At 71.2% G+C, this 17,410-nt stretch carries 18 protein-coding genes; 6 read left to right on the top strand and 12 right to left on the bottom strand.

Features of this window, described 5'->3' with window-relative positions:
- Positions 1-109 precede the first annotated feature (109 nt).
- From serS to JQS43_RS00675, 9 genes are all read right to left on the bottom strand, one after another.
- Positions 110-1,366: a serine--tRNA ligase gene (serS, locus tag JQS43_RS00715; RefSeq protein ID WP_239677116.1), complete on the bottom strand. Its 1,257-nt coding sequence runs from the start codon at positions 1,364-1,366 to the stop codon at positions 110-112.
- A 64-nt stretch (positions 1,367-1,430) separates the two neighbouring features.
- Positions 1,431-2,111 carry an HAD family hydrolase gene (locus JQS43_RS00710; RefSeq protein ID WP_239677115.1) on the bottom strand — a complete coding sequence of 227 codons (681 nt, stop codon included), beginning with the start codon at positions 2,109-2,111 and terminating at the stop codon, positions 1,431-1,433.
- 16 nt (positions 2,112-2,127) lie between these two features.
- Complete coding sequence (locus JQS43_RS00705) at positions 2,128-3,519, bottom strand: class II fumarate hydratase (protein WP_239677114.1); 1,392 nt, start codon at positions 3,517-3,519, stop codon at positions 2,128-2,130.
- Positions 3,520-3,523: 4 nt separating this feature from the next.
- The gene (locus JQS43_RS00700; RefSeq protein WP_239677113.1) at positions 3,524-4,294 is read right to left on the bottom strand and encodes a DUF4184 family protein; all 771 of its coding nucleotides are present in this window, start codon (positions 4,292-4,294) and stop codon (positions 3,524-3,526) included.
- A gap of 7 nt (positions 4,295-4,301) precedes the next feature.
- Positions 4,302-4,736, bottom strand: coding sequence for a type II toxin-antitoxin system VapC family toxin (locus tag JQS43_RS00695; protein WP_239677112.1), 435 nt, complete (start codon positions 4,734-4,736; stop codon positions 4,302-4,304).
- On the bottom strand, positions 4,733-4,996 hold the full coding sequence (locus JQS43_RS00690; protein WP_239677111.1) for a hypothetical protein: 264 nt from the start codon (positions 4,994-4,996) through the stop codon (positions 4,733-4,735). The genes JQS43_RS00695 and JQS43_RS00690 overlap by 4 nt, the downstream gene beginning before the upstream one ends.
- 144 nt (positions 4,997-5,140) lie before the next feature.
- Positions 5,141-6,802, bottom strand: a complete 1,662-nt coding sequence (locus JQS43_RS00685; protein WP_239677110.1) for a fumarate hydratase — start codon at positions 6,800-6,802, stop codon at positions 5,141-5,143.
- 35 nt (positions 6,803-6,837) lie between these two features.
- Complete coding sequence (locus JQS43_RS00680; RefSeq protein ID WP_239677109.1) at positions 6,838-8,229, bottom strand: outer membrane protein assembly factor BamB family protein; 1,392 nt, start codon at positions 8,227-8,229, stop codon at positions 6,838-6,840.
- 42 nt (positions 8,230-8,271) lie between these two features.
- Positions 8,272-8,745, bottom strand: coding sequence for an Lrp/AsnC family transcriptional regulator (locus JQS43_RS00675; protein WP_239677108.1), 474 nt, complete (start codon positions 8,743-8,745; stop codon positions 8,272-8,274).
- A 150-nt stretch (positions 8,746-8,895) separates the two neighbouring features.
- Here JQS43_RS00675 and hppD point away from each other — a divergent pair, with 150 nt between their 5' ends.
- From hppD to JQS43_RS00645, 6 genes are all read left to right on the top strand, one after another.
- The gene (gene hppD, locus JQS43_RS00670; protein WP_239677107.1) at positions 8,896-10,095 is read left to right on the top strand and encodes a 4-hydroxyphenylpyruvate dioxygenase; all 1,200 of its coding nucleotides are present in this window, start codon (positions 8,896-8,898) and stop codon (positions 10,093-10,095) included.
- 87 nt (positions 10,096-10,182) lie between these two features.
- Entirely contained in the window at positions 10,183-11,127 is a 945-nt protein-coding gene (locus JQS43_RS00665) for an RDD family protein (RefSeq protein ID WP_239677106.1), read from the top strand.
- The gene (gene hisC, locus JQS43_RS00660) at positions 11,105-12,166 is read left to right on the top strand and encodes a histidinol-phosphate transaminase (RefSeq protein WP_239677105.1); all 1,062 of its coding nucleotides are present in this window, start codon (positions 11,105-11,107) and stop codon (positions 12,164-12,166) included. The genes JQS43_RS00665 and hisC overlap by 23 nt, the downstream gene beginning before the upstream one ends.
- Before the next feature lie 29 nt (positions 12,167-12,195).
- Positions 12,196-12,438, top strand: coding sequence for a hypothetical protein (locus tag JQS43_RS00655; RefSeq protein ID WP_239677104.1), 243 nt, complete (start codon positions 12,196-12,198; stop codon positions 12,436-12,438).
- A gap of 25 nt (positions 12,439-12,463) precedes the next feature.
- Positions 12,464-13,084, top strand: a complete 621-nt coding sequence (locus JQS43_RS00650) for a putative glycolipid-binding domain-containing protein (RefSeq protein WP_239677103.1) — start codon at positions 12,464-12,466, stop codon at positions 13,082-13,084.
- Positions 13,085-13,118: 34 nt separating this feature from the next.
- A complete protein-coding gene (locus JQS43_RS00645) occupies positions 13,119-14,600 on the top strand; it encodes an AAA family ATPase (protein ID WP_239677102.1) in 1,482 nt (493 codons plus the stop codon).
- Here the strand turns inward: JQS43_RS00645 and JQS43_RS00640 are convergent.
- From JQS43_RS00640 to JQS43_RS00630, 3 genes are all read right to left on the bottom strand, one after another.
- Entirely contained in the window at positions 14,585-15,361 is a 777-nt protein-coding gene (locus JQS43_RS00640) for a metallophosphoesterase family protein (RefSeq protein ID WP_239677101.1), read from the bottom strand. The two genes, JQS43_RS00645 and JQS43_RS00640, sit on opposite strands and share 16 nt — an antisense overlap.
- A gap of 176 nt (positions 15,362-15,537) precedes the next feature.
- Positions 15,538-16,953: an FAD-binding oxidoreductase gene (locus tag JQS43_RS00635; protein ID WP_239677100.1), complete on the bottom strand. Its 1,416-nt coding sequence runs from the start codon at positions 16,951-16,953 to the stop codon at positions 15,538-15,540.
- 4 nt (positions 16,954-16,957) lie between these two features.
- The gene (locus JQS43_RS00630; protein ID WP_239677099.1) at positions 16,958-17,383 is read right to left on the bottom strand and encodes a nuclear transport factor 2 family protein; all 426 of its coding nucleotides are present in this window, start codon (positions 17,381-17,383) and stop codon (positions 16,958-16,960) included.
- Positions 17,384-17,410 lie beyond the last annotated feature (27 nt).

Here is a 17,410-nt window from a genome sequence, read left to right as displayed (position 1 = left end):
AACGTACCTGGGTTCTGGCCTGCCCGACCACCGATTCCGGGCAACTCACGGGTGAACAGCCGCGCCGCCCCCGATTCCGCTCGATCATGAGCGGCGCGGGAGGGCTGGGTCAGCGGGGTTCGAGGAGATCCCGGCCACCGAGGTATGGCTGCAGCGCCTTCGGGACCCGGACCGACCCGTCCGGTTGCTGATGGTTCTCCAGGATCGGGATCAGCCAGCGAGTGGTGGCGGCGGTGCCGTTGAGCGTGGCCGCGACCTGCGGCCGACCGTCCGCGTCCCGATAGCGGATGTTCAGCCGTCGGGCCTGGTACGTAGTGCAGTTCGAGGTCGACGTCAGCTCGCGATACCGGCCCTGCGACGGCACCCACGCCTCGCAGTCGTACTTGCGGACCGCGCTGCTGCCCAGATCCCCGGCAGCGACGTCGATCACCCGGTACGGCACCTCGACCTTGGCGAGCAGCTCCTCCTCCCAGGCGAGCAGCCGCAGATGCTCCTGCTCGGCCTGGTCCGGACGGCAGTAGACGAACATCTCAACCTTGTCGAACTGGTGAACCCGCAGGATGCCGCGGACATCCTTGCCGTGCGAACCGGCTTCCCGCCGGAAACAGGACGACCAGCCCGCGTACCGCCGTGGTTCGTCACCCAGCTCCAGGATCTCGTTGCTGTGGTAGCCGGCGAGCGCCACCTCGGAGGTGCCGACCAGGTAGAGGTCGTCGGCCTCCAGCCGGTAGACCTCGCTGGCGTGGGCGCCGAGGAAGCCAGTGCCCTCCATCGCCTCCGGCTTCACCAGCACCGGCGTGATCATGGCGGTGAACCTCTGCTCGACCAGGTGGTTCAGCGCCATCTGCAGCATCGCCAGCTGCAGCTGCGCCCCCACCCCGGTGAGGTAGTAGAAGCGCGAGCCGGAGACTTTCGCCCCCCGCTCGACGTCGATCGCGCCCAGCCGCTCGCCCAGCTCCAGGTGGTCCCGCGGGTTGGCGATCGCCGGCGGCTCGCCGACCTCGCGGATCACCAGGAAGTCGTCCTCCCCGCCGGGCGGCGCGCCCGCCACCACGTTCGGCACCGCCAGGTGGGCGCCGCGCAGCGCCCGTTCGGCCTCGGCGGCGACCGCCTCGGCGGACTTAACCTGCGCCGACAGCTCCTTGGTCCGGGCCACCAGGGCGGCCTTCTCCTCCCCCGCGGCCTTGGGCAGCTGCTTGGAGAGCTGCTTCTGCTCGGCCCGCACCGCCTCGAACGACTGCACGGCCTCGCGCCGCGCGGCGTCGGCGCGCAGCAGTTCGTCGACGGCGTCGACCGACTCGCCGCGCACCCGCTGGCTGTCGCGAACGGTCTCCGGGTCCTCACGAAGCAGACGTAGGTCGATCACCCCCGGAGCTTATCGGTTCCCCGCTCCTCGGGCGATCGAGATCTGACTCGGCCGGGCGACTGGCTCACCGTACGAGCTGGGTGAGCGCCTGCGGTAGCTCGCCGAGCCGGCGGATCACGGCGTCCGGCGGCGGCGAGCCGGGCGGGTGGGCCGCCCCAACCCGGTTCAGCCAGACGGTACGCAGACCCGCCGCGGCCGCTCCCGCGACGTCGTTCCGGTAGCTGTCCCCGATGTGGACGATCGACTCCGGCGACGCCTGCGCCGCCTTCACCACCGCCTCGAAGAACCCGGCCGCGGGCTTGGCGGGCACCCCGGCCTCGTGGGCGTAGACGGTGAAGGCGAAGGTTCCGGCCAGCCCCAACCGGTCGACCCGGTTGTTGCCGTTGGTGCCGAACCCCAGCGCGTAGCCGCCGCGCAGCTCCGCCAGCAGCCCCGGCACCTCGTCGTAGAGCCGGGTCACCGCGAACCGGTGCGCGAAGAAGAGCGCCAGCAACCGGTCCAGCTCGGCCTCGGCGCCGATCCGGGCCAGCGACCGGCCCAGCGCGGCGCGGCGTACCTGCTCGATCGGCTCGCCTTCCCGCTCAGCGAAGGCGACCACCTCGTCGGCGCGGAGCTGGTCGAGGGTGAGCGACCCGAGCCGGCCCATGCGTTCGAGCTCCGCCAGCACCACCTGCTGCGCACTATGGACCGCCGGGGCGATGTCCACGAGGGTGTCGTCGGCGTCGAAGACTACGGTCGTGATCACCGTTGGATGGTAGACGTCAGGGACGGGTCATCCGCAGCACGTCCAGCGCCTCATCCAGCTCGGCCTCGGTCAACCGGCCGGCCTCGACATGGCCACGCTCGACCACCACCTCCCGCAGGGTCGCCCCCGACGCCAGCGCCTGCTTGACGATCTCCGCCGCCTCCTCGTACCCCAGGTGCCGGTTGAGCGGGGTGACGATCGACGGCGACCCCTCCGCGTACGCCAGGCAGATCTCCTCGTTGGCGGCCAGCCCGGCGACGCAGCGGTCGGCGAGCAGTCGGGCGGCGGCGGCGAGGATCCGGATCGACTCCAGCAGGTTCCGGCCCATCACCGGCAGCATCACGTTCAGTTCGAAGTCGCCCTGCGACCCGGCGAAGCCGATGGTGGCGTCGTTGCCGATCACCTGCGCGCAGACCTGCCGCACCGACTCCGGCACCACCGGGTTGACCTTGCCCGGCATGATCGACGAACCCGGCTGCAGGTCCGGCAGCGCCAGCTCCCGTAGCCCAGCCCGGGGGCCGGAGCCCAGCCACCGGATGTCGTTGACGATCTTGTAGAGCCCGACCGCAACGGTGCGGAGCTGCCCGGAGGTCTCCACCAGCGCGTCCCGCGCCCCCTGCGCCTCGAAGTGGTTGCGGGCCTCGGTCAACGGCAGCCCGGTCTGCTGCCGCAGCCGCGCGATCGCCGCGGCGGCGAACCCCGGTGGCGCGTTCACCCCGGTGCCGACGGCGGTGCCGCCCAGCGGCAGCTCACCCAGCCGGGGCAGGGCGTCACCGAGCCGGTCGATGCCGTGCCGCAGCTGGCTGGCGTACCCGCCGAACTCCTGCCCCAGGGTGACCGGGGTGGCGTCCATCAGGTGGGTGCGGCCGGCCTTGACCACGGTCGAGAACTGCTCGGCCTTCGCCTCCAGCGCGAAGCAGAGGTGGCGCAGCGCCGGCAGCAGCTCATGGCTGACCTGGTCGACGGCGGCGACGTGGATGGCGGAGGGGAAGACATCGTTGGACGACTGCGAGGCGTTGACGTGGTCGTTCGGGTGGACCCGCCGACCGTCGCCGAGCCGGGCGGTCGCCAGGGTCGCCAGCACCTCGTTCATGTTCATGTTGGAGGAGGTGCCGGAGCCGGTCTGAAAGACATCGATCGGGAACTGGTCATCGTGCTCGCCATCGGCGACGGTCGCCGCGGCGGCGGCTATCGCCTCGGCGAGCTCGGGGGCGAGCACCCCGAACTCCGCGTTCGCCTGCGCCGCAGCACCCTTGATCCGGGCCAGGGCGTGGATCTGCGCCGGCTCCAGGCCCCGGCCGGAGATCGGGAAGTTGGCCACCGCCCGCTGGGTCTGCGCCCCCCACAGCGCGTCCGCCGGGACCTGCACCTCACCCATGGTGTCGCGTTCGGTTCGAAACTCAGCCATCCCCTTATCCTGCCCGCTCCACCTGGCGACGGGCGAACAATCGGGCGGCGACCGCGCCGGCCAGCAGCGCGAACCCGAACGCAAGAAGCATCCGCACGCCCTGGACGTAGGTGGCGTACTGGAAGCGCAGCAGCGGCCAGGTCAGCGGGTAGAGCGCCACCACCGCGCCCGCGGCGGACCAGAACGCCCACGGCGCGTACGGCGCCGGCGGCGGCTCCCCGTGCCAACGCCGCAGCAGCCGCCGCCGCCCCAGGTAGACCGCCATGCCGAGGGCAGCGATCGCCCCGAGCACGGTGGAGGCGTGCTGGGCGAGCAGCCACCACGGCACCCCCGGCCACGCCTCGGCGGTCAGCGCCGGCACCCACCGGACCCCGAACCCGTGCGCGATCTGCGGGTGATGGGTGAAGCCGTCCCAGAGCACGTGGCTGGCCGAGCCGAGCAGCGCGGAGTAGACAGTGACGTACCAGCGGTGCCGCACCTGCCCCAGTACGCCGTAGTCACGCAGTGCCAGCCAGCCCGGGCGGGCCGGCAGATGGACCGCGATCGTCGGCGCGCTGCGGCGGATCAGGAAGGTCGCGAGCAGGGTGACCGGCAGCGCGAACCAGAACAGCCCGGGCAGGTTGTGGGTGGGCGGGACTACCACGTACCCGTTGAGGGCGTAGTACATATCCGGGGCGGCAGAGCCGACGACCAGGGCGACGCCATCGAACCGGCGCGGCCACGCCAACTTGACCGGCAGCACCACCGCCGCGTGCGACGGGAAGGTAGCCGGCACCGGCGGTTCAACCGGGACTTAGCGGGTTCGCCCAGCGCACGTCCGGGAAACGCCCGAAGTCCGCGTCGTTGGAGCAGATCTCGGCGTCGAACTCGATCGCGTACGCCGCAAGTTGCACGTCGGTGGTCAGGTTTCCGGCGGTCCCGATCCGGGCCAGCAGATCGAACGCGATCGCCAGGTGGCGCGGCCCCGGTGAACGAAACTCGACGTTGGGCCGCTCGAGCCACGACTGTATATATCCGACGGCGTCCGCGACCGGCAGCGGTGACACCATGACCCGGGGGCTGGTGGCAATCCGCAAGAATCCGAAGACCGCCGGGGCGGTCAGCACCACCTGCGTCGGGCTGTTCAGGGTCGCCTCGAACCACGCCCTGGCGCGCTGGTGTTCGGCGAAACCGGTGATGACCGCGTACAGCAGCAGATTGACATCAACGATGATCACGAAGTGTGCCGGACCCGTTCAAGAATCCGCTCGTCTTCCAGTTCGTCGGCCAGCCGGTTGAACCCGGTGAGGTCAAGCCCGGGGCGCAGCGCCGACTCGTGCGGTTGCAGGTGGTAGGGCTCGGCGTCGGCGGTCCCGGTCGGCCCTAGAGCCTGCCGCAGGGCGTCGTTGACAACCTGCTTCATCGGGCGCCGCTCGCGGTGGATCGCATCCTCAAGCAGCTGCACGACGTCACGGTCAAGCGTCAAGGTGGTGCGCATAGTTACATCATGACGTGGAGTAGTTTTGCTGTCAAGATGCTCTCCACTGGTGCGCCAGCCTCTAGCTGCTGATCATGGGGTTAGGGACCGGAAACGCCCCCAATCATGTACCTAGGTCCATGATCAACTCGGAGGGTGGCGGGGTCAGCGGGAGGAGATGGTGAGGACGGGTTGGCTGGTGGCGGCGTAGAAGTCGTTGCCCTTGTCGTCGACCACGATGAAGGCCGGGAAGTCCTCGACCTCGATCTTCCAGACCGCCTCCATGCCCAGCTCCGGGTAGTCGAGCACCTCGACCTTGCGGATGCAGTCCTGGGCCAGCCGGGCCGCCGGGCCACCCACCGAGCCGAGGTAGAAGCCACCGTGCTCCGCGCAGGCGTCGGTCACCTGCTTCGACCGGTTGCCCTTAGCGAGCATCACGTACGAGCCGCCGGCTGCCTGGAACTTCTCCACATAGGAGTCCATCCGGCCGGCGGTGGTCGGCCCGAACGACCCCGACGCGTACCCGTCGGGGGTCTTCGCCGGCCCGGCGTAGTAGACCGCGTGGTCACGCAGGTACGCCGGCAGCTCCTCCCCGGCGTCGAGCCGCTCGGCGAGCTTGGCGTGAGCGATGTCCCGCGCCACCACCAGCGGGCCGGTCAGCGACAGCCGGGTCTGCACCGGGTACTTCGACAGCTCTGCCCGGATCTCCGCCATCGGCCGGTTCAGGTCGACCGCCACCACCTCGGCCTGCTCCTGCTCGGCCGGCTCATAGTCGGGCAGGAACCGGGCCGGGTCGGTCTCCAGCTGCTCCAGCCACACCCCGCTCGGGGTGATCTTGCCGAGCGCCTGCCGGTCCGCCGAGCAGGAGACCGCGATCGCCACCGGGCAGGAGGCGCCGTGCCGGGGCAGCCGCACCACCCGCACGTCGTGGCAGAAGTAGCGCCCGCCGAACTGCGCGCCGATCCCGAACTGCCGGGTCAGCTCCAGCACCTCCGCCTCCAGCTCCAGGTCCCGGAAGCCGTGCCCGGTCGGGGAGCCTGCGGTGGGCAGGGTGTCCAGATACTTCGCCGAGGCGAGCTTGGCGGTCTTCAGCGCGTGCTCGGCCGAGGTGCCGCCGACCACCACCGCCAGGTGGTACGGCGGGCAGGCGGAGGTGCCGATCAGCCGCAGCTTCTCTTCCAGGAACCGCATCATCCGGGTCGGGTTGAGCAGCGCCTTGGTCTCCTGGTAGAGGAACGACTTGTTGGCCGAGCCGCCGCCCTTGGCCATGAACAGGAATGAGTACGCGTCCGGCTGGCCGTGCGGGTCTTCGGCGTACAGCTCGATCTGGGCGGGCAGGTTGCTGCCGGTGTTGCGCTCCTCCCACATCGTCAACGGGGCCAGTTGGGAGTAGCGCAGGTTGAGCGTCGTGTACGCCTGCCAGACCCCCTGCGCGATGGCGCGCTCGTCGGCGCCGTCGGTGAGCACGTGCCGGCCACGCTTGCCCATCACGATGGCGGTGCCGGTGTCCTGGCACATCGGCAACACGCCACCGGCGGCGATGTTGGCGTTGCGGAGCAGGTCCAGCGCCACGAACCGGTCGTTCGGGGAGGCTTGCGGGTCGTCGACGATGGCGCGTAGCTGGGCCAGGTGCGCCGGGCGCAGGAAGTGGGCGATGTCGTGCATCGCCTCGGCGGTGAGCGTGGCGAGCACCTCCGGTGCCACGGTCAGGAAGCTGCGCTTGCCCGGGCCGGCCACCACATCGATGCCGTCGTCGGTGACCAGGCGATACTCGGTGGTGTCCGCGGCGCGTGGCAGCAACGGAGAGTAGGCAAACTCGGCGCTCATGGCCGCCCAGCGTACTGAGCCGACAGCGGTTGCCGCTACTTGGAGTCGACCTCCGGCGGCGTACTGTCCGATCCCGACTCCGGTGACGTGAGCCCGTCAAACCGGGCGAACCCGATCGATCGCCCCTCGGTCAGCAGCACCCCGTCTGGAGCGCAGGCGAGCACCCGGGCCGAGGTGGACACGGAGAGCCGGTCCTCCCCGGTCTGCTTGTCCCACACGTACACCCGGTTCGGGTGACGATCCGAGACCACCACCCCACATTGTGCGATCGCCAGCGCCGCCTCCTCGTCGGCCCGACGCTCCCATAACAAGGCCCCGTCGCCGCCGAGCCGGATGCCGCGACGCTGGAAGCCGTCCTCGTCACGGATCACCGCCAGCTCAGCCGAGAGCGCCTCGACCTGCTCACCCAGCTCCCCGCTCCAGAGCACCCGACCGTCGTACGCGTCGAGAATCATCGGCTCGCCCTCGGCCGACCGGACCGCGACCGCCGCCCCGCCGGCCACCGGCGGTTCCCGCTGCTCACAGCCGACATCGCCGGTGCTCCACAGGTGGTATGGCGACGGACCCCACACCGGGTCGCCGGTGACCGCGTCGTAGCCGGTCACCTCGCTGACGCAGACCCCGTCGTAGCGGCGCATCACCGACCGGATCACCCGGCCACCCACCACGATCACCCGCTCGTCGGCTCCCTGCGCCAGCTCCTGCCGGATCTGTCCGGTACGGGTATCGACCACCACGACCACGTCGTCGCCGCGGCGGGTGACCGGAAACCCGAGCAGCGGCGGGACCGGCTCCGGCCCGGCGATGTCGTCGGGGATCCGGTTCGAGCCGACCGACTGCGGCCCGGCGAGTTCAGGGTTGCCACCGACCAGCCCTTCCCGCTGGCCGGGCAGGTCGGTACGCCACTGGGGCTCCACCCCGTCCGGTTGGTAGCCGCGCAGCTGGCAGGCGCGCCGATCGTCACAGCGCAAGTCGAGCCAAGCGTCGCCGAACCCCCACACCGCGACCGCCTCATCGTCGGTGTGGATCACCCGGCCGGTGTCCGGGTCACGCACCTCGTACCCGTCCTCACCCCGCGGGCTGCTGATGACGATCGAGCCGGCGCCGGAGCCGGCCACCACCACCCACTGTGCCTCCCAGCCGTCGGTCTGCGCCATGCTGACCGGCCGGCCGGAACCGCGCTGGTAGAGCTGGGCGCTGCTGCCCGCCGCGACCGCGAGGGCGTCACCGGCCGCGGTCGCCGCGGCCGGCCTGGCCCCCAGCCGCTCCTGCCAGGCGAGGTCGTCGGCGAGCGGGCGCTCCTCGCTCACCCAGGCCCAGATGGTGGGGAACGGGTTCGGCACCGCGCCAGTAATGATCAGCGCGGCGGCGACCGCCACCACGAGCAGCAGCACCGTCCGGCGCCGGATCGCCCTCCCACTGGCCACCGCACCACGGTAGCGAGTCCGACTCGGATCTGCGGCACGTGATCACCCCACATCGGTCGCCGCGACCGAACCCACCAGCGGCAGAACCCGGTACCGGATCTGTTCGGCGAGTGCGATGTTGGTTACCGCCCGCACAATCCCCTGGTAGGCGACGAGCTGATCGATGACTCGTTGCAGGTCCGCGTTGGACCGGGCGACGATCCGGCACAGCAGATCGCCGGAGCCGGTGATCGTGTGCGCCTCCAGCACCTCCGGAATCTCCGCCAGGTGGGCGGCGACCGCGTCGTGCCCGCTGCTCTGCCGGATCTCCAGGGTCACGAACGCGGTGACCGTGAACCCGAGCGCGGCCGGGTCGAGCTCCGGACCGAAGCTGCGGATCACACCGCGGGCCTGCAGCTTGTCCAGCCGCGCCTGCACGGTGCCGCGGGCCACCCGCAGCCGCCGGGAACACTCCAGGACGCCGATCCGGGGTTCTGCCGCCAGCAGCTCCAGCAGCTGCGCATCCAACCGGTCCATGGCGGGAAGTATAGGCAACTTGTCAGTGAGGAGCCGGCGACCACCGGGCGATCTGCACAACCTGACCAGCGTTTCGCCGGCCAGTTGCACACCCCCGGATTGGTTCCGGATGCTACCGGGAAGAGTCGACGAAGACGATGCGAGGTGGCCATGACCCAGCTGATCCGTGACAACGCCGACGGCGCCGAGATCGACGATCTGATCGGTGCGGTGCCGCACGACATCTCGGACGATCCGTTCCCGGTAAACGGCGTCGACCACCTACGGTTCGTGGTGGGCAACGCCAAGCAGGCCGCCCACTACTACTCCACCGCCTTCGGGATGAGCTGCTTCGCCTACCGGGGACCGGAGCAGGGCTACCCCGACCACGCCGAGTATGTGCTCACCTCCGGTCGCGCCCGGTTCGTGATCACCGGATCGGTACACGGCGACACCGACGCCGCCGCCCACCACGCCCGACACGGCGACGGAGTCAACGACATCGCGCTCGACGTCCCGGACGTGGACGCGGCGTACCGGCACGCGGTGGCGCAGGGCGCCGCCGGCCTGGTCGAGCCGCACGATATCGCCGATGACCACGGCACCGTCCGCACCGCGGCGATCGCCACCTACGGCGACACCCGGCACACGCTGATCGACCGGTCCGGCTACACCGGGCCGTTCCTGCCCGGTTTCGCCGCCCGCGCGCCGATCGTGGACCGGACCCCGCTGATCGAATCCGGCGCCCAGCCGAAGCGGTTCTTCCAGGCGATCGACCACGTCGTGGGCAACGTCGAACTGGGTCAGATGGATGAGTGGGTCGCCTTCTACCAGCGGGTGATGGGCTTCACCAACATGGCCGAGTTCGTCGGGGACGACATCGCCACCGAATACTCGGCGCTGATGAGCAAGGTGGTCGCCAACGGCACCCGGAAGGTCAAGTTCCCACTGAACGAGCCGGCGGTCGGCAAGAAGAAGTCGCAGATCGACGAGTACCTCCAGTTCTACGGCGGCCCTGGGCCACAGCACATCGCCCTGGCCACCGGCGACATCCTCACCAGCGTGGACGCGATGCGCGCGGCCGGGGTGGAGTTCCTGGCAACCCCCGCCTCGTACTACGACGACCCGGAGCTGCGCGCCCGGATCGGGCAGGTGCGGGTGCCGATCGAGGAGCTGAAGTCCCGCGGGGTCCTGGTCGACCGGGACGAGGACGGCTACCTGCTGCAGATCTTCACCAAGCCGATGCAGGACCGACCGACGGTCTTCTTCGAGCTGATCGAGCGACACGGGTCGATGGGCTTCGGCAAGGGCAACTTCAAGGCGCTCTTCGAGGCGATCGAACGGGAGCAGGAGCGCCGCGGCAACCTGTGAGCCGGGCCGGCCGGCGGTACCCGACCCGGGCCCACCCGGGCCGCGTACCGCCGGCCCGTAGGATGCCCGCGTGAGCGAGGAGCAGCGGTGAGCCTCCCCCCAGGGTGGTACAAGGACCCGGCCGACCCCGGCACCCAGCGGTGGTGGGACGGCGAAGGCTGGATCGGCGCGTCGCTGCCGGCCGACCAGACCCCGCCGGAGGGCCCCCCGCCAGCGGAGAGCGAAGCGGTAGAGCCCGCCCCGCCGCTACCGGAGGTGCCGGGCCTGGCCGGTTCGACGGAGCGTCCGGCGTTCGGCGAGCCGTCGAAGGCCGCCCCCGAGCGACCCAGCGACCGCTCCGCGGACAAGGAGCCCAAGGGTCGCCCCGGCCAGCCCCGCGGCCCGCGCGGGGCGGCCCGGCCGCCGGTGCCGTCCCGGCCGCACGGCTACCCGGTCGCCACCCTCGGTGCCCGGTTCACCGCCCGGCTGGTCGACATCGGGATCGTGCTGGGGCTCAACGTGATCGTCAACGGCTGGTTCGTCTACCAGTACTGGCAGGAGATCTCACCGGTCGTCTCGGAGGCCTGGCGACGCAGCCTCGCCGGTGAGGAGCTGAGCAACCTGCCGGCCGTCAGCGATCAGGCCGGCTACCTGCAGCTGGTGATCCTGCTGCTGGCGGCGGCGCTCTGGTTCGCCTACGAGGTGCCGGCGGTCGCCAACAGCGGCCAGACCCCGGGCAAGCGCCTCCTCAAGATCAAAGTGGTGGCGCTGGAGCAGGACCAGCAGATCAGCTTCGGCCGCTCGTTCCGCCGCTGGAACCCGATGGGGCTACCGGTGCTGCTGTGGTGGTGCTTCGGGATCGGCTTCCTGCTCCAGCTGATCGACGCCGGCTGGGGGCTGTTCGACCGGCCCGCGCACCAGACCTTGCACGACAAGTCGGCCTACACCGCCGTAGTCTCGATCGCAACGGGCCCCGACCATCCGTCGCCGGACCCGGATCGCCCCCAGCGCACCGCCGAGGAGACCACCGATGAGCCCGCTGACCCGTCCTGACCTGGCCGACCTACCGAGCTACATCCCCGGCCGCAGCGCCCCCGGTGCGATCAAGCTGGCCAGCAACGAGGTGCCCTACGGGCCACTGCCCGGCGTGGTGGAGGCGATCACCCAGGCGGCGGCGAACTCCCACCGTTACCCCGACATGGGCGTGGTCGAGCTGCGGGAGACGCTCGCCGCCCGCTACGGCGTCGAGCCCGCCCGGGTCGCCACCGGCTGCGGCTCGGTCGCGCTCGCCGAGCATCTGGTCAAGGCGACCTGCCTGCCGGGGGACGAGGTGGTCTACTCGTGGCGGTCCTTCGAGGCGTACCCGATCATCGCCGCCGGCGCCGGCGCCACCAGCGTCCGGGTGCCGAACACCGCCGAGCACGGCCACGACCTGGCGGCGATGGCGGCCGCGATCACTGACCGCACCAAACTGGTCCTGGTCTGCAACCCGAACAACCCCACCGGCACCTCGGTACGCCGGGAGGAGCTGGACGAGTTCCTCGCGGCGGTCGGCGAGGATGTGCTGGTAGTCCTGGACGAGGCGTACCGGGAGTTCGTCACCGACCCGGAGGTGCCCGACGGGCTCGCCGCCTTCGGCGACCGCCCGAACGTGGTGATCCTGCGGACCCTCTCCAAAGCCTGGGGCCTGGCCGGGATGCGGGTCGGTTTCCTGATCGGCGCCCCGGCGGTCGCCGACGCGGTGCGCAAGGTGCTCACCCCGTTCTCCACCAGCGCGGCGGCGCAGGCGGCGGCGCTGGCGGCGCTCGCCGCCACCGGCGAGATGCGCCGCCGGTGCGAACTCGTCATCTCCGAACGCACCCGGGTTTTCGAGGCGGTCCGCAAGTTCTACCCGGCCGTCCCGGCCTCGCAGTCCAACTTCGTGTGGCTGCCGCTGGGCGAGCAGGCGGCGCCGTTCGCGGCGGCCTGCGCCGACGGCGGTGTGCTGGTGCGACCGTTCGCCGGGGACGGGGTCCGGGTCACCATCGGCACCCCGGACGAGAACGACGCGTTCCTGGCCCTCGCCGAAGACTTCTGGTCCAGATCGGGCTGACCGGCCGGTGGGTGTGGCACGGTGGAGAGATGATCGACCCACCCGGCCCGCCCGACCCCATGGCCCCGCCGGAGCCGGCGCAGCCACCACCGGCGCCGACGCCACCGACGCCGCCCGCCCCGGAGCCGACGCCGGGCCCGCCGGTGCCGCCCACTCCGCCGCCGGAGCCGGGCCCACCAGTGCCGTCGCCCGAACCGCCGCCGGGCCCGCCACCACCCGAACCGCCACCACCGGAACCGCCGCCGCCGTTTCCGCCGCCACCGCGGGAGTGACCCGCCGACGCGGTAACGTCCGGACATGCCGACCTTCCCGAAGTCACTGTTCTGGCGCCGCACCGACACCGCCGGCGCCGACCACGCCCTGATCGACGACCGATCGGGGCTGCGGGCCACGGGGGTGGCGCTCGCGGCCGCCCCGCTGCCGTACACCTGCCGGTACGAGCTGGCCACCGACCCGCAGTGGGGCACCGGCCGGCTGGAGGTCACCGCGGAGGGCGCGGGTTGGCAGCGCCGGGTCCGGTTGGAGCGCAAGCCGGGCGAGTGGCGGGTGACCACCTCCGAGCAGGGCGACCTGGGCCGCGCGCTGACCGCCGCCGGCCGGCCCCGCCCGGAGCTGCCCGGGGCGGAGGACCCGGACCGGCTCGCCGAGGCGGCCGATGTGGACCTGGGTGGGGCGCCGCTCTTCAACACCTTGCCGGTCCGCCGGCTGGGTCTGCTGAGCGCACCGGCCGGCACCGAACACCGGCTGACCGTGGCGTGGGTGGTGGTCCCGTCGTTGGCGGTGGTCGCCGCTGAGCAGACCTACACCGCCCTCGGCGGCGGCCGGGTCCGCTACTCCTCGGCCAGCTTCACCGCCGAGTTGGAACTGGACGAGGAGGGCTACGTCCGCCACTACCCGGGCCTCGCCAACCGCGACTAGGCGATGGAAGTACAGTACCCGGTACCATACTTCCATGCCTGAGGAGCTGGCTCGACCTGCGGATATGTTCGACCGCGAGTACGAGTGGTCGGCGCTTTCGCGGTACGTAGCCGACACCGGCGCCGGCGCGACCTTAGGTGTCGTCTCGGGGCGCCGGCGGCAGGGCAAGTCGTTCCTGTTGGAGTCGCTCTGCGAGGCGGCCGGCGGCTTCTACTTCGCCGCCACCGAGGCCACCGAACGCGAGTCGCTTCGTCGCCTCGGTGAGGAGGTCGGTGCCTTCCTCCGTTCCCCGCACCCGATCACATATCCAGACTGGGAGACCGCTATCGACTCGCTGCTCTCGTTGGGCAGCGAGGGTCCGACCCCGGTGGTGATCGACGAGTTCCCGTACCTGTGCCGGGCCACGCCAGCACTGCCCTCTATCGTGCAGCGGGCATTCGGCCCTCGCCGCTCGGCGCGGCATGAGTCCCGCACCCGGCTGTTGCTCTGCGGCTCTGCGGTCTCCTTCATGGGTTCGCTGCTGGCTGGCTCGGCCCCGCTCCGCGGCCGCGCCAGCCTCGACCTGACGGTCGCGCCGTTCGACTACCGGACGGCTGCCCGGTTCTGGGGCGCCGACGACGAACGGCTCGCGGTGCAGCTGCACGCGGTCGTCGGCGGCACCCCCGCCTACCGGCGCGAGTTCGTCCGCGACGACGCACCCACCGGAATCGCCGACTTCGACAGTTGGCTCACCCGGACTGTGCTCGACCCAGCCAGCCCGCTGTTCAAAGAAGCACGCTATCTACTCGCGGAGGAACCGGATCTGCGGGACCGGGCGCTGTACTACTCGGTGCTGGCCGCGATCGCCGAAGGCAACACCACCCGGGGCCGGATCGCCAGCTACATCGGCCGCGCCGCCGACACGCTCTCCCATCCGTTGACCATGCTGGAAGATGTCGGCTTCATCGTCCGTGTCCCCGACGCCTTCCACCCGGCTCGGACCACCTTTCGGATCGCCGAGCCGGTGGTGACCTTCTACCACGCCATCATGCGCCCCGAGTGGGGACGGCTGGAGCGGCCCGGGGCCGCCGCAACGGTCTGGGCGGACAACCGCAGCCGGTTTCGCAGTCTGGTGCTTGGGCCGCACTTCGAACACCTGGCTCGCAGCTGGGTCAGTCACCACTGCGCGGCAACCACCCTGGGCGCCCGCCCAACCTGGGTGCGACCAGGGGTGCTCAATGAGCCGAAGACCCGAAGCAGCATGGAGATCGATGTTGTGGCGGTCCGGGCCGATGGCGAGCAGCGAAAGCGGCTGCTGGCGCTCGGCGAAGCAAAGTGGGGCACCGAGCTGGAACTTGGCCACCTTGACCGGCTGACAACTGCGCTGGAACTCGCCGCAGCGCGCGGGTTCGACGCCGCACAGGCCCGGCTGATGTTGTTCAGCGGGGCTGGTTTCACGGCACCGCTGATAGAGCGGGCAACCGCAGACGACCGGGTCGAGTTGATCGATCTGACCCGCCTCTACTCAGGAGTTTGACCCGCGCCGCGGCCATCCCGCGGGCCGAATGCAGTGATCGCATCCGCATCGGAGAAGCGGGACCGGACATAGGTGTCGGCGAACTCAGCCGCCCTCGGATAGCCAGACTCGGCGGCGATCCGGGCGCAGACCGCGTCCAGGTCCAGAGCGGTACGGCGCAGCGACACTCGACAGTCGCCACCGAGCAGGGCCCAGTGGGCGCCCGCCCCACCGTACGGCATCCCCACGCTGCCGGGGTTGATCACCGTCCGGCCGTGGGCGAGCCGCAGAAACGGCATGTGACTGTGTCCACAGACAACTGTCTTCACGCCCTCGTCGAGGGTGCCGAAGACTTCGGCCCAGCGGTCCAGCGCACTGTCGACGAGGACCACCTCTTCGTCGTCGCGGGGAGTGGCGTGACAGAAGACGGTCCGACCGAGGCCGGGAAGCACCCGCTCGACGGCGGTCGGCAGGGCGGCGAGCAGTGCGACCTGGTCCGCTCGCAGCTGCTTGGCCGCCCACGGCGACACCCGGTCCGGGGCGCGCCGGGTGGCGCCCCGGGCAAACTCGACCAGCTCCCGGTCGGCGTTGCCCCGCACCCAGGTCGCCCGGGCCCCGAGCGAGGTGAGCAGGTCCAGGGTCGCCACCGGCTGCGGCCCGGCGGCGATGTCGCCGGTCAGGATGATCTCGTCGGCGGCTTGGACGGCCGGCTCGGCCAGCACCGCCTCTAGGGCGGGCAGCACACCGTGGATGTCTGAGAGCACCGCGACCTGGGTCACCATGCCGCCGACCCTGGCAGCGGTACGCGTCCGGAGCAAGCCCGCTTCGCCACCAGCGAAGCCGCCCCAAGGTCAACTTCCCGGGAGCTGTACGACACGCCGCGTGTCGTACAGCTCCCGGGAAGTTGATCACCAGCCCAAGGTCGAGTCGAGGTCGAGTCGCGGGGCAGGCGGCCGGGTCAGGGCCGGCGCGACGCCGCGTCGAACAGGCCCGCCGGGTCGTACGCGGCCCGTACCTCGGCCAGCCGGCGCTGGTTGCCGCCGAAGACCGCGTCCCGCAGCTCGTCGGCCTCCTCGCCGAACCCCGAGAAGTTCACATACACTCCGCCGCTGGCGTACTGCACCAGCGCCCGCCAGGTGTCCCGTGCCCACCCCACCGCGGTGGCGTCCAGCGCCGGGTCGACCCAGCCGGCGTCGATGCTCACGTTGAACGGCTCCGACCGGTGCGGGAACGCGGTCTCGTCGGCGCCGACCCGCGCCACCGCTCCGCCCATGCTCCGGATCACGATCAGCGACTCCGGCGTGGGGCGCCGCGCGTCCTGCGCCAGCATCGCCTCGATCGCCGGCTCGGGCAGGTCGGCCATGAAGTGCGACTTCATGTAGTACCGGCCACCGGCCGGGAAGAGCGGGTCGACGGCGGACTGAATCTCCAGGTAGGACGTCAAGCCGCTGAGGTCCAGCAACGGCTCCGCTAGCTCCCGCAGCGGCGCCAGCGTCGCCGCGCCGGACTCGGCCGGACCGGCCGAGATGCCGGCCACCATCACCGCGCGCTGCCAGTGCAGCTCGGCCGGGAGCGCCGGGTCCGGCGGGACACTCCACAACGCCAGCTGCGGCGTGATCGTCTCCGGCAGCGCGCGGACCACATCGGACCAGCCCCGCAGCAACTGCGCCGCCGCCTCGTACGGGTAGAACACCTGCGCGGTCGCCACCTGCGGCCCCAACGGGTGCAGGTCGTACTCCAGGCCGGTCACCACCCCCAGGCCGCGGCCCCCGCCGCGGAGCGCCCAGAACAGGTCCTGATGCTCCTGCCGGCTGGCGGTGCGGACCATCCCGTCCGCCGTGACGATCTCGGCCGACCGAAGGTTGTCGCAGGCCAACCCGTACGCGCGCATCAACAGCCCCATGCCGCCGCCGAGGGTGAAGCCGGCGATCCCGGTGGTCGACACCTCGCCACCGGTGGTGGCCAACCCGAACAGCTGCGCCTCCCGATCCAGCTCCCCCCAGGTGACGCCGCCACCGGCGCGCAGCGTGTGCCCGATCGGATCGACCGCGACCCCTTTCATCGGCGACAGGTCGATCACCAGCCCGTTGTCGCAGACCGCGCTGCCGGCGATCTGGTGGCCCCCGCCCCGGATGCTCACCGGTGGATGGAACTCCCGGGCCGCACCGACCGCCGCCACCACATCGGCGGCGCCGGTGCAGCGGGCGATCACCGCCGGGTAGCGGTCGATCAGCCCGTTCCACACCTGCCGCGCCCGGTCGTACTCCGGATGGGCCCGGTCGATCACCTCACCGTGCAGGTTGGCCCGGAGCGCCGCCGCCAACCCATCCTCGTCAACGGTCGCTGGCACCACCGCCCGCAGCTGGCTCGACATCCCCTCACACCTCCACAGTCTCGATCAGCCCCAGCTGTTCCAAGAGCTCACGCTGGTCGTAGTAGACCCGGTGGTAACGGAACTGGCCGTCGGCCAGCTCCGCGACATCCACCCCGCGCTGGCGCAGGTGACGCCCGGTCGCCGGCAACGCCTCGCCGGTGGGGAGTTCGATCGGCCGGACATGGGTCATCTCCAACACCCACTCGGTGATCGCCACCTCCCGGTGGTCATAGGTCGCCACCAGCTGCAGGGCGGCGTCGAAGGGTGTCAGCTGAGCCTCGAAGTAGGCTTCGATCTCGGCTGAGCCCTCGTACCGGCCCTCGGGCGCCTCCAGCACGGCGTCCGGCTGGTACAGGCTGACCAGCTCCGCGACATCGCCGGTCGCCACCGCGCTGATGAAAATCTTCCGGATCTCGTCTGCCGTACGCATGTCTCGCCACCCCTTCCGCCGCCGCGG

The sequence above is a fragment of the Natronosporangium hydrolyticum genome (assembly GCF_016925615.1).
GTDB classification, from domain to species: domain Bacteria; phylum Actinomycetota; class Actinomycetes; order Mycobacteriales; family Micromonosporaceae; genus Natronosporangium; species Natronosporangium hydrolyticum.
The sequence above is the reverse complement of the archived record's forward strand: the minus strand, read 5'-3'. Positions and strand labels throughout refer to the sequence as shown.